The sequence below is a fragment of the Mycobacterium sp. NGS59 genome (assembly GCF_059812345.1).
Genome location: NZ_JCALCN010000003.1, coordinates 189,351 through 201,016, shown reverse-complemented (window position 1 = coordinate 201,016; position 11,666 = coordinate 189,351). Strand labels below are relative to the sequence as shown.

Below are 11,666 nucleotides of genomic sequence, written 5' to 3'. Positions count from 1 at the left end.
CCTCGGTGTGCGTCATGCGTTACAGTATTACACATGCTGTCAATCAGTAACGATGCGAATGTGGATGCCGGGGATCGCATCCTGGCGGCGGCAGCGAGCTGCGTGGTGGATTACGGTGCCGACCGGGTGACCCTCGCCGAGATCGCCCGTCGTGCCGGTGTTAGCCGCCCGACGGTATATCGGCGCTGGCCCGACACGCAGTCGATCATGTCGACAATGCTGACCAACCACATCCGAAACGTGATGCGGGAGGTGCCATTTGACGGCAATGATCGCGAGGCCGTGGTCAGACAGGTGGTGTCGGTGGCCGACCGGTTGCGTCGTGACGACGTGATCATGTCGGTGATGCACTCCGAGCTGGCCCGCGTCTACATCACCGAGCGGTTGGGCACCAGCCAGCTCTTTCTGATCGAGGGACTGGCGTCCCGGTTGGAGATGGCGCAACGGTCCGGCACGGTGCGGGCCGGCGATCCGCGTCAGCTGGCGACGATGATCCTGTTGATTGCCCAGTCCACCATCCAATCCGCCGACATCGTCAAACCGATCCTGGACGACGAAGCGCTCGCGACTCAACTCACCTACACACTGAACGGATACCTGTCCTGATGGCTGCCTCGACCGCTCTGAACGCCGCGCGCCGCACCGCAGACCTCGAGGCTCTGGCCGACGGGGAGCCGTTGGACGTCGTGGTGATCGGCGGCGGTATCACGGGCGTCGGCATCGCGCTGGACGCTGCGGCGCGCGGGTTGCGGACGGCGCTGGTAGAGAAGCACGATCTGGCCTTCGGCACCAGCCGGTGGAGTTCGAAGCTGGTGCACGGGGGGCTGCGCTACCTGGCGAGCGGCAACGTGGGCATCGCCCGGCGCAGTGCCGTCGAACGCGGAATCCTCATGTCGCGCAACGCTCCTCATCTGGTGCACGCGATGCCGCAGCTCGTGCCGCTGTTGCCGTCGATGAATCACGGGAAGCGCGCACTGGTGCGCGCCGGCTTTCTCGCCGGGGATGCGTTACGGGTGCTGGCGGGCACGTCGTCGTCGACACTGCCCCGGTCGCGCCGGATCTCGGCACGTCGCGTCATGGAGATGGCCCCGACGGTTTCGCGGGACGGACTGGCGGGCGGATTCCTCAACTACGACGGGCAGTTGATCGACGACGCCCGATTGGTCACCGCCGTCGCCCGCACTGCCGCCCAGCACGGCGCCCGCATCCTGACCTATGTCGCGGCCTGCGACGCCACCGCCACCTCGGTGCGACTGACCGACCAACGCACCGGTGAATCGTTCGACGTGTCGGCCGGCGCGGTCATCAATGCCGCCGGGGTGTGGGCCGGTGACATCGATCCGGCGCTGAAGTTACGGCCAAGCCGGGGAACACATTTGGTATTCGACGCCAGCGCATTCGGTAATCCTGTTGCGGCCCTGACGATTCCGATTCCAGGCGAGCTCAACCGCTTTGTGTTCGCCATGCCCGAACAGCTCGGCCGAATCTACCTCGGGTTGACCGACGAAGACGCGCCGGGACCGATTCCCGATGTGCCAGAACCCACTTCGCAAGAAATCTCGTTCCTGTTGGATACGGTGAACACCGCGTTGGGGACCAAGGTCGGGCCGCCGGATGTGATCGGCGCCTACGCCGGATTGCGGCCGCTCATCGATGCCGGCGGGGGCAAGACCGCTGACGTGTCGCGTGATCACGCTGTTTTCGAGTCTCCGACCGGAGTCATCAGCGTGGTGGGCGGCAAACTGACCGAATACCGCTACATGGCCGAGGATGTGCTGAACCGCGCCGTCGCAGTACGCCAGTTGCGCGCCGCTGAGTGCCGCACCCGCAACCTTCCGTTGATCGGGGCGTCGGGCAACCCGGGTTCGACGTCGGCGCCGCGTGCTGGGCTGCCGGAGTCGCTGGTGGCACGCTACGGATCCGAGGCGTCCGCCGTCGTCGCCAACGCGTCCTGCGAGCGGCCGACGGAACCGGTCGCCGACGGTATCGACGTCACCCGGGCGGAGTTCGAGTACGCGGTGACCCACGAGGGTGCCCTGAGTGTCGACGACATCCTGGATCGCCGCACCCGCATCGGTCTGGTGCAGCGTGACCGCCTTCAAGTGGTCGCCGTGGCCTCGGAGTTCCTGGCGGGCGTGGGTTGATCCGGTTCGACTCGGCCGGGTTCGGGTACGAATCCTCACGATGAACACCGACTGCTCACCGCAGAAGTGGGCGCGCGACGAGATCACCGTCACCGATCCCAGCGCCATGCGCCAGGCGATTGCGGGCACCGCGATCGGAAACATCATGGAGTGGTACGACTTCGGCATCTACGGCTTTATCGCTACCACGCTCGCGCAGGTGTTCTACCCCGGCAACAGCGCCAGCGCCGTCCACCTCATCGCCACCTTCGGCACGCTGGCCGCGGCGTTCGTGGTGCGTCCGCTCGGCGGCATGATCTTCGGACCGCTCGGTGACCGCATCGGACGCAAACGGGTGCTGGTGATCACGATTCTGATGATGACGGCCGGGACGACGATGAGCGGCTTGCTGCCCGGGTACAGCGCGATCGGGATGTGGGCGCCGATCCTGTTGGTCCTCGCGCGAGTGTTCCAGGGCCTGTCCACCGGCGGCGAGTTTGTGGGGGCCATGACGTATCTGGTGGAACAGGCGCCAGATCGTAAGCGCGGCATGCTCGTCGGATTTCTCCCGTTGGGCAATCTGATCGGATTCGTCGTCGCCGGATTCTTCGTGACGGGTTTGCAGGCGTGGCTGCCCTCGGAGGACTGGTTGGCGTGGGGGTGGCGGGTGCCGTTGCTGCTGGCGGCGCCGATGGGTCTGATCGCGCTGTACATGCGGCTGCGACTCGACGAGTCGCCGGCGTTCAAGCAGATGAGCGAGACCGCTGAGGAAGGTGGGCAGTTTCGGCGCACGGTCGTCGAGCAGTGGCGGCCGATGCTGATCTGCGCTGCCCTGGTGCTGACCTCGCAGGTCGCCGATTTCATGGTCACCGGATATCTGCCGACCTATCTGAAAACCGTTGTGCGAGTGAGCGAGACAGCGGCGCTAGTGATGATCGTGGCCACCTTGGCGGTGCTGATGGCGACAATCGTGTTCGTCGCGCGGTTGTCGGACCGGGTTGGCGTGAAGCCGATCATGCGGACGGGATGCGTCCTGCTGATCGTGGCCTCGATACCGGCGTTCCTGCTGATGCGATCCGGCGGGGCTTACCTGGTGGTCTTCGGCGGTGTGCTGCTGGTCGGGCTGATGGAACTGTGCTTCGACAGCACGACGCCTTCTGCGTTGCCGGCGCTGTTTCCGACCCGGGTGCGCTACGGCGCGCTGGCCATCTCCTACAACCTGTCGATTTCCACCGTCGGCGGTGTCACTCCGCTGATCGCGCAAGCGCTGATTTCGAGCACGGGCAACACCATGGTGCCCGCCTACATGCTGATGGTCGCCGGGGTGGTGGGCGTGGTGACACTGCTGTTCACACCGGAAGTCGCCGGCAAGCCGCTGCCGGGGTCGGGTCCCTCGGTCGAGACCGAAGAAGAGGCGGACGCGCTCGCCTGCTGATTTCTCCTCGCGAGCAGACGCAGAATCGCACTGTGAGGGGTTCCTGGATGCGATTCTGCGTCTGCTCGCGGGGTCAGCTGACCATGCGCGCGCGGCTCAAGTGAGTGGCAAGTCGCTCGGCCAAGCGGTGCGGTCGGTGTCTGACATCGGTGACCACAATTGGGACGATGGTCCATCCAGCCTCCTGGATGTCACCCAGGCGGTGCTTGTCTGCGAGCATCTCGTTGCGGCCCGCATGCCAATCGATGCTTTCGTATTCGGCCGCGAGACGTGCTTCGGGCCAGGCGAAGTCGACTCGCCAGAGTTTACCGCTGCGACCGTAGATCGGATATTGGAGCTCTGGACGGGGGAGCCCGTAGTCGATCATCACCAGCCGGGCTTCGCTTTCCATCGCCGATTCCGAGCGTCCGTCGGCGAAAGGCAATAGATCGCGCACAGCGACGATGCCGCGTCGCCCTCGCTGTTCGGCTGCGGCAGATTCGATTTCGTTACGGGTGCACTGCATTGAGCGTAGGGCGGCATCGAGAGTTGCCAGCGACCGCGGTCGACGGAGCTGCCGTGCGACCTCGACGGCGGTCCATGCGGGGGCGGTGGCGAGACGTCCGGCGACGTGCTGCAATCGTGCGCCATTGCGTTGATGCACCATCAGGCCGACTGTGGGACGCATGCGCACGCCTGGGTCGAGCACGTGAATCGCGACGGTGTTCTCTGTGTCAAAGCCCCAAAGCGCCGCGGCGGTGCCCAGACAGGGGACTGCTTGCCGCCCCATGAATACGTCTAGAGCTGCCAGGCGGCCGAGAAGATCTGGCTCTCCGGCCGCGTACACGCCGTACCACACCCGGACAAGTCGGCCGTTCTTCACGTTGACGTCGAGTTGTTGACGAGTCATTACCGTGAGCAACTGCGCGGTGGTGGCGAATCCGCCGGAATTCTCGAGTAGGGCTCGCGGGTCGGCGTGCATCGGCAAAGCATGGGACGCCGATGCCGCAGCGGTTAGTCACCGCTGGGGATAGGTGGTGAGCAGACGCAGAATCGCACGTTTTCTTGGGAAAACGTGCGATTCTGCGTCTGCTCGCGGGACAAAGGTGACCCCTGCGCGCGGTGGGGGGCGCCCCTGCTCGCGGTAGAGAGGTGACCTACAGGGGGATGTTCTTGTGGCGGCCGCGGCGGGCGGGAGCCTGAGCCAGCGCCTCGGTCAGCTTGCTGCGGGTGTGCGACGGGTCGATCTTCTCGTCCACCACACCGATGTCGATGGCACTGTCCACGCCACCGGCAATGCGCTCGTGCTCGGCGGCCAGCTCGTTGTGCAGCGCCTCGCGCTCGTGCTCGGGCGCGGCGGCCAGCTTGCGCTTGTGCAGGATGCCGACCGCGGCCTTGGCGCCCATCACCGCAACCTCGGCGTCCGGCCAGGCGAACACCTTGGTCGCGTTCAGCGAGCGGGAGTTCATCGCAATGTAGGCCCCGCCGTAGATCTTTCGCGTCACCAGGGTGACCCGCGGAACGGTGCACTCACCGAACGCGTGCAGCAGTTTGGCGCCGCGTCGCACCACGCCGCCCCACTCCTGGTCGACACCGGGCAGGTAACCCGGCACGTCGACGATGACGACCAGCGGGATACCGAACGCGTCGCACAACCGCACGAAACGTGCTGCCTTCTCGGCACTTTCGGAGTTCAGGCAGCCACCCAGGCGCAGCGGGTTGTTGGCCAGCACGCCGACGGTGCGACCCGAGAGCCGGCCCAACCCGACCACCATCGACGGCGCCCACTTGGCCTGGAATTCGGCGAACGGCGCGTTGTCGTCCAGGATCGCGGTGACGATCGGGTGCACGTCGTAGGCGCGGCGGGCCGACTCGGGCAGCAGCGCCCTGATGTCGGTGTCGCCGGCCTCGGCTTTGCTGCGGTCGAAATGCCCTTGCTGGCAGAACAATCCGACCAACTCGCGGCCACGCTGGTAGGCGTCGAGCTCGTCGTCGGCAACGATGTGGCACACACCGGACTTCTTGTGGTGTGTTTCCGGACCGCCCAGCGAGGCCATGTCCACGTCCTCGCCGGTGACGCTGCGCACCACGTCGGGTCCGGTGACGAAGACCCGGCTCTCCGGGGCCATCACGATGACGTCGGTCAGCGCCGGTCCGTAGGCGGCGCCGCCGGCCGCGAAGCCGACGACCACCGAGATCTGCGGAATGTAGCCCGACGCGCGGATCATCGCCTCGAACACCGTGCCGACCGCGTGCAGCGCCCGCACACCCTCGGCGAGCCGGGCACCGCCGGAGTGCCAGATGCCCACGATGGGGCTCTGTTCCTCGATGGCGAGGTCGTAGGCGTCGACGATGTGCTGGCAACCCTCGGTGCCCATGGCGCCACCCATCACGGTGCCGTCGGTGCAGAAGGCGATCGTGCGCACGCCGTTGACGGTGCCGGCTGCGGCGAGCAGACCGGAACGGTCCCGCTCGTGCAGCAGCTCGACACTGCCGTCGTCGAAGAACGTGTTCAGACGCAACAGCGGATCGCGTGGGTCGAGCGACTCGCCAACCGTCTCCGGGGCCATGATTGTCATCGCAGGTCTCCTAGTTCCGGGTGTTGCTCTGGTTTATCCGACGGACCTTGGCTTTTTCTTGGTGCTCCGTCAGTAACGCCCGAACGCGATGGCCACGTTGTGGCCGCCGAATCCGAACGAGTTGTTGATCGCGTAGTTGTAGTTGCCGTTCCGCGGCTTGCCGTGCACCACGTCCAGATCGATCTCCGGGTCCTGGTTAACCAGGTTCAGCGTCGGCGGAATCACCTGGTCGCGCAACGCGAGCACGGTCAGGATGGACTCCACCGCGCCGACCGCACCGACCGAGTGCCCGAGGGCGCCCTTAGGTGCGTACACCGCCGGCTTGTTGCCGCCCAGCGCGTTGTTGATTGCCCGGCCCTCGGCCACGTCGCCGACCTGAGTGCCGGTGGCGTGGGCGTTGACGTGGTCGATGTCGTCGGGGGACAGACCCGCGAGCTGGATCGCCCGGGAGATCGCGTGCCCGGCGCGGATTCCGTTGGGGTCGGGAGCAACCATGTGGAAGCCGTCGGAGGTGATGCTGGCGCCCATGATGCGCGCCAGGATGTTGGCGCCCCGGGCCTTGGCGTGCTCCTCGGTTTCGATCGTCATCAACGCCGCGGCCTCACCGAAGACGAACCCGTCCCGGTCCTTGTCGAACGGGCGACAGGCACCGGCGGGGTCGTCGTTGTTGGTGGACATGACAATTCGCATGTTGGCAAAACCGGCGATCGGCACGGCCTCGATTTTGGTCTCCACACCACCGCAGATCGCCATGTCGGCTTCACCGAGCGCGATCTGCTGCCACGCGTGGGCAATACCCTCGGCGCCGGACGCGCACGCCGAAATCGGGGTCATGACACCGGCTTTGGCGTGCCGTTCCAGGCCGATCGCCGCGGCCGCGCCGTTGGGCATGTACTTCTGCACGGTCAACGGGGAGATGGCGCGGAAGCCACGCACCCGCATGTCGTCGTAGCCGAAGACCAGCTCTTCGGCAGACCCCAAGCCGGTGCCGACGGACACCATCAACCTGTTGGTGTCGACCTCCGGCGAGCCGGCGTTCTCCCAGACCCGACGGCCGAGGATGGTCGACATCCGCTGCAGATAACCGGTCCGGCGCAGCTCGACGCGCGTGAGCTGGTCGTCGAACTCCTCCAACAGATGGCCGCCGATCTTGACCGGCAGATCGAACTCCTCGACGAAGTCGTCCTCGAGAGTCCGGATCCCACTTTGGCCGTCGAGCAGGCACTTCCATGTGTTCTCGGCGTCGGTTGCCAGAGCGGTCGTCATGGCAATGCCGGTAACGACGATGTTCGGGAAAGCCTTCCCGGTAACCAACTCTGTCATGGTTGTTGCCAACGTTCCTTCCTACTTGTCCGGCTCGTACCGGGCCGTGTGCGGGCCCGCGTCTCGCCGGACGCCGTGCTCAGTAGCGCCCGAAAGCAAGCGCCACGTTGTGACCACCGAAACCGAACGAGTTGTTGATCGCATAGCGGTACTCGCCGGAGCGAGGTTCGCCCGCGACCACATCAAGGTCGATCTCTGGATCGGGGGTCTCATAGTTCAGCGTCGGTGGAATGACTCCGTCCCGAAGGGTCAACACCGTCAGCACTGATTCCAGCGCGCCAACAGCGCCGATCGAGTGCCCGAGCGCCGACTTCGGCGCATAAACGGCGGCGGATTCGCACCCGGCCGCCCGGATCGCGTTGGCTTCGGCCGCGTCGCCGATCGGCGTCGCGGTCCCGTGTGCGTTGACGTGGTCGATGTCACCGGGGGACAGGCCGGCCAGCTCCATCGAACGGGTCATGGCCTTGCCGGCGCGTTCGCCGTTGGGGTCCGGCGCCACCATGTGGAAGGCATCCGAGGTGATACCGGCGCCCATCAGCCGGGCCAACGGCTTGGCGCCGCGGGCCTTGGCGTGCTCTTCGGTCTCGATGATCATCATCGCCCCGGCCTCACCGAACACGAAGCCGTCCCGGTCCTTGTCGAACGGACGTGACGCACGCTCGGGCTCGTCGTTGCGTGTCGACATGGCCCGCATCATCGAGAACGCCGCGATCGGCAGCGCTTCGATGGGCCCTTCGACCCCACCGCAGACGGCGAAGTCAGCATCGCCCATGACGATCTGTCGCCACGCGTGCGCGATGGCCTCGGAGCCCGACGAACAGGCCGACACCGGAGTGATGACACCGCCGCGGGCGCCGAGCTGCAAGCCCACCACCGCCGCGGCGCCGTTGGGCATGATCATCTGAACGGCGAGCGGGGACACCTTGCGGGGGCCGCCCTCGTTCATCAGGTCATAGCTCTCCACGATGCGCTCTGCGCCACCCAGTCCGGTGCCGACCACGACGCTGAAGCGGTCGGGATCGACCTCGGGGGCGCCTGCGGTCTCCCACAGTTGCCCGCTGAGCAACTTGGCCAGCCGCTGGACGTAGGACATACGCCGCAGGTCCAGTCGGCCCATGTGGTTGTCGACGGGTTCCTTCAGGTGCCCACCGATCTTGGCTGGTAGGTCCCATTTGGTGACGAACTCGTCTTCGAGGACGCGGATGCCGCTTTCGCCGGCCAACAAGCCCTTCCACGTGCTCTCGACGTCCGGCGCGATCGAAGTCGTCGCCGCGACGGCGGTTACCACAACGCTGGGGTAACCGCCATTAGCAGTGGAAGGCTTGGTCACTTGCTGTCCGCTTCCAGCCTGGACTTGACGTTGGCGACAGCCTCGGGGTTCTCGGTCTCCAGCTTGGCGCGCAGCGCCTCGGCGGCCTCGGGGTTCTCTTCCTCGAGCTTCTGGATGTAGGCGACGACGTCACCGACGGTGCGCAGACCGGCCAGGTCCTCGTCGGGGATCTTCACGCCGTACTTGTCCTCGGTCTGCACGGCGATCTCGACCATCGACAGCGAGTCGATGTCCAGGTCGTCGACGAACGACTTCTCCGGGGTGACCTCGGAGGGCTCGATGCCGGTGACCTCTTCGATGATCTCGGCAATACCGGCGATGATTTCTTCCTGACTGACGGCCACAGTAGTTCCCTTCGTGATGTGTTGTGTGTAAACCGATTTGACGTACTTTTGTGGGTTCTGGATCAGCGGCTGTTACAGATTCGCCAACTCGTCCAGATCTGCGGGTGACTTGACGGCGCGCGCCGGAACCCCCCGAAGTTCGCGTTTGGCGATACCGCTCAGAGTGCCCGCGGGCGGGAACTCCACGATCGCCGTGACTGTGTGCTCGCGGATGAACGCTGTGCACAGATCCCAGCGCACCGGCCGGGTCAGCTGAGAAACCAGGGTGGTCATCGCCGCGGCCGCATCGGCGACCGGCTTCCCGTCGTAGTTGGACAGCAGTGTGGTGGTGGGCTCGGCGGTGGTGATGCCGGCCGCGGCCGCGGCGTAACCGTCCAGCGCGGGTGCCATGAACTCGGTGTGGAACGCCCCGGCGACACCCAGCGCGCGCACCCGGGCCTTGGCCGGCGGGTCCTCGGCGAGCTTCTCCAGGGCGGTCAGCCGGCCGGCCGCGACGATCTGGCCGGCGGCGTTGCGGTTGGCCGGGACCAGGTCGAGCTGCTCGAGACGGGTCAGGACCTCGGTTTCGTCGCCGCCCAGGACCGCGGACATGCCGGTGGGCTCGGCGGCACAGGCCTTGGCCATCTCGGCGCCGCGGGTGGCGGCCAGCATGACGGCGTCGTCGGCGGCGAGCACCCCGGCGATCGCGTAGGCGGCGATCTCGCCGACGGAGTGACCGGCCACGATCGTGTCCCGGTCCGCCAGCAGGCCGCGCCTGGTCAGCTCCTGGTGGGCGAGCAGGGTGGTGGCCACGATCAGCGGCTGGGCGATCGCGGTGTCAGTGATCTCTTCCGTCGACGCGGTGGTGCCCAGTCGGGCCAAGTCCAGGCCGCTGGCCTGTGACCATGCGGCGATCTGGTCTGCTGCACCCGGCAGTTCCAGCCACGGCGACAGCATTCCTTCACTCTGGGAGCCCTGTCCGGGCGCAAGCAATGCGATCACGTGTCTAAGAGAACACTGTGAAGACGGTTTTGCGGGGTGTAACAGATTATGAACCTCGTCTTAGGTTTTTGTATACCTTCTACAAAATAGCCTCGTAAGCTACATGTTTGATACCGGGTCGCGATCTGTCATCTGAGTCACTATCTGCCCGAGGGGGCTCCGATACCCCCTCTGACCGGGGACGGAAGCTGCGGGACAGCAATGTTGGCGGCGTTCGCGGGATGCGTTGGGTAGTTGAGCTGACCGACCGTCGCCGCCACGCGCAGCACATATGCGTCACGCGGCTGAGTGGGATCGCGCCCGGTGAAGTCGGTGATCCGCTTGAGCCGGTAGCGGACGGTGTTTGGATGAACGAACAACTTCCTGGCACAGGCCTCAATCGCGCCGCCAGAATCTAAGAAAGCGTCCAAGGTTTCGACCAGGGTCGGGCCGGCGTCGGCCAGGGGGCGCATGACGTCGGTATGCAGCGCCACGATCGCCGAGGCGTCCCCCATCAAGGCCCGCTCCGGCAGCAATTCGCGGGCTAGGACGGGGCGCGGCGCCCCGCGCCACCCGGCGACGGCGTTCATCCCGGAGATCGCTTCGCTGGCGCTGTGGTACGCGGCCGTGAGCATCGGCGCGGTAGGGCCGATCACCACCGGGTCGTCGGAGAAGGCCGTCAGCAGTTCCTTCAAGAACTTGTCGGTCGGTGACAGGTGGCCGGAGACGATGGCAACCAGCCAGGTGCCGTGCACGTCGGTGAGGGCTGCGCGACCGTGCCGGGCCGCGATGTCGCGGACGTCCTGGCTGGCGCGGCCGCTGTCGGCGCTATCCCGCCCGGGTGCCGGGGTGCCCACCACAACGGTGGCCGGCGCGGTGGTGTCCCAGTTCAGCGCGGCCGCCCGGGACAGCAGTTCGGCGCCGGTGTCGCCGCGGACGACGGCGTCGACGACGCTGGCCTCCATCCGGCTGTCCCACGCGCCACGGGCCTCGGCGGCGTCGGCGTAGGCGGTGGCGGCGGTGAACGCCAGATCCCGGCTGTACTTGAGGATCCCCACTGTCAGGGCGGTCAACTGCTCTTCTGAGCGGGCCAGCAATGGCACCACCTCTTCGAAGAACTCCATGGTCACCCGGACCATGTCCACGGTGTGGCGCAGCGCGATGCGCCGGGTCAGGTCCTGGGGGACGAGCTCGAAGGCCTGGGCGGTGTAGCTGACGTTGCTGTGCGGGTCCTGCATCCACTCCACGAAGTTGACCACCGCCGTCTGCACCACCAGTGCCACGCTGGCGCGCTGCGAGGCTTCCAGGTCGGCGAAGAACGGCAACCGTTCCTGCATGGCGGAGACGGCCTCGGTGGACAGCCGGCCGGAGTACTGCTTCAACCGCCGCAACAGGGAGTCGGGCACGGTGTCCAGCATCTCCAGCGGCGACCGGAGGCGTTCACGCTGCGCAAACTGGTTGTCGTTCACACCTAAAAGCTACGCCCGTTTTCTGGAAGGTTCCGCCAAAGTCTCCGCTGGGGTGCGTCACGCTGGCGTGACGTTCGCCGACGAGTGCCACTCCAGCGTGACGCTCGGCGGCGTGCGGGGCCTC

At 66.3% G+C, this 11,666-nt stretch carries 10 protein-coding genes; 3 read left to right on the top strand and 7 right to left on the bottom strand.

Features of this window, described 5'->3' with window-relative positions; all coding sequences use genetic code 11:
- The first annotated feature begins 33 nt into the window (after window positions 1-33).
- The 3 genes from AC5Y46_RS06005 to AC5Y46_RS05995 all read left to right on the top strand — a co-directional run bounded on the left by AC5Y46_RS06005 (window position 34) and on the right by AC5Y46_RS05995 (window position 3,558).
- The gene (locus tag AC5Y46_RS06005; RefSeq protein ID WP_499945387.1) at window positions 34-606 is read left to right on the top strand and encodes a TetR/AcrR family transcriptional regulator; all 573 of its coding nucleotides are present in this window, start codon (window positions 34-36) and stop codon (window positions 604-606) included.
- A complete protein-coding gene (locus AC5Y46_RS06000) occupies window positions 606-2,144 on the top strand; it encodes a glycerol-3-phosphate dehydrogenase/oxidase (protein ID WP_499990389.1) in 1,539 nt (512 codons plus the stop codon). The genes AC5Y46_RS06005 and AC5Y46_RS06000 overlap by 1 nt, the downstream gene beginning before the upstream one ends.
- A gap of 106 nt (window positions 2,145-2,250) precedes the next feature.
- The gene (locus AC5Y46_RS05995) at window positions 2,251-3,558 is read left to right on the top strand and encodes an MFS transporter (protein ID WP_499990480.1); all 1,308 of its coding nucleotides are present in this window, start codon (window positions 2,251-2,253) and stop codon (window positions 3,556-3,558) included.
- A gap of 73 nt (window positions 3,559-3,631) precedes the next feature.
- Here AC5Y46_RS05995 and AC5Y46_RS05990 read toward each other — a convergent pair whose 3' ends face one another.
- The 7 genes from AC5Y46_RS05990 to AC5Y46_RS05960 all read right to left on the bottom strand — a co-directional run bounded on the left by AC5Y46_RS05990 (window position 3,632) and on the right by AC5Y46_RS05960 (window position 11,542).
- The gene (locus tag AC5Y46_RS05990) at window positions 3,632-4,519 is read right to left on the bottom strand and encodes a type IV toxin-antitoxin system AbiEi family antitoxin (protein WP_499945389.1); all 888 of its coding nucleotides are present in this window, start codon (window positions 4,517-4,519) and stop codon (window positions 3,632-3,634) included.
- 175 nt (window positions 4,520-4,694) lie between these two features.
- Window positions 4,695-6,116 carry an acyl-CoA carboxylase subunit beta gene (locus AC5Y46_RS05985; RefSeq protein ID WP_499945390.1) on the bottom strand — a complete coding sequence of 474 codons (1,422 nt, stop codon included), beginning with the start codon at window positions 6,114-6,116 and terminating at the stop codon, window positions 4,695-4,697.
- Window positions 6,117-6,185: 69 nt separating this feature from the next.
- A complete protein-coding gene (kasB, locus tag AC5Y46_RS05980) occupies window positions 6,186-7,439 on the bottom strand; it encodes a 3-oxoacyl-ACP synthase KasB (RefSeq protein ID WP_499990385.1) in 1,254 nt (417 codons plus the stop codon).
- A 79-nt stretch (window positions 7,440-7,518) separates the two neighbouring features.
- Window positions 7,519-8,769 carry a 3-oxoacyl-ACP synthase KasA gene (kasA, locus tag AC5Y46_RS05975; protein WP_499945392.1) on the bottom strand — a complete coding sequence of 417 codons (1,251 nt, stop codon included), beginning with the start codon at window positions 8,767-8,769 and terminating at the stop codon, window positions 7,519-7,521.
- On the bottom strand, window positions 8,766-9,113 hold the full coding sequence (acpM, locus tag AC5Y46_RS05970; RefSeq protein WP_463824563.1) for a meromycolate extension acyl carrier protein AcpM: 348 nt from the start codon (window positions 9,111-9,113) through the stop codon (window positions 8,766-8,768). The genes kasA and acpM overlap by 4 nt, the downstream gene beginning before the upstream one ends.
- 72 nt (window positions 9,114-9,185) lie before the next feature.
- On the bottom strand, window positions 9,186-10,094 hold the full coding sequence (locus AC5Y46_RS05965) for an ACP S-malonyltransferase (RefSeq protein WP_499945393.1): 909 nt from the start codon (window positions 10,092-10,094) through the stop codon (window positions 9,186-9,188).
- Window positions 10,095-10,234: 140 nt separating this feature from the next.
- The gene (locus AC5Y46_RS05960) at window positions 10,235-11,542 is read right to left on the bottom strand and encodes a PucR family transcriptional regulator (protein ID WP_499945394.1); all 1,308 of its coding nucleotides are present in this window, start codon (window positions 11,540-11,542) and stop codon (window positions 10,235-10,237) included.
- Window positions 11,543-11,666 lie beyond the last annotated feature (124 nt).